The 421-nt window shown below is 53.7% G+C and carries 1 protein-coding gene; it reads left to right on the top strand.

The features are described from left to right. Window positions 1-214 precede the first annotated feature (214 nt). Window positions 215-421 (top strand): hypothetical protein (locus ACF8E5_RS15240; protein ID WP_392475476.1); only part of this gene is annotated, 207 nt, incomplete at its 3' end.

Genomic DNA, 421 nt, shown 5'->3' with positions numbered 1-421 from the left:
GGGGCCTACAGCGCGGTCCTCCCGGGAGCAAGACCGGAGTGAGGGAACCCCGAAGCGTAGCGTAGGGGCCGTATGAGTGGAGCACAGCGTTTTTTGGTTACTTTTTGTCGCGTTTGACAAAAAGTGACTCGCCGTAATGGCGAAAAGGTGACTAAGCGTCGCCATCGCAAATGGAATGTGCTCTCTTTCAATACCCACGCCAACGCAATCAAACTTGAAACCTGAAACTTCAAAGTTCAAAGTTCAAACTTCAAGCTTCAAACTTCAAAGTGTGGGCGCATACGGCAAGTTGGTATTCATTGGCGCGGGTGGCGCACAGTCACCTTTGCGCCCTTACGGCGGCTCACTTTTTGTCTTGTCAAAAAGTGAGCAAAAACCGCCTGCTCCTATCACCCGGCCCCTGCGCTGCGCTCCGGGGTCC

This window comes from Pseudomonas sp. WSY_20 (assembly GCF_043104335.1).
GTDB lineage: Bacteria > Pseudomonadota > Gammaproteobacteria > Pseudomonadales > Pseudomonadaceae > Aquipseudomonas > Aquipseudomonas parafulva_B.
The sequence above is the reverse complement of the archived record's forward strand: the minus strand, read 5'-3'. Positions and strand labels throughout refer to the sequence as shown.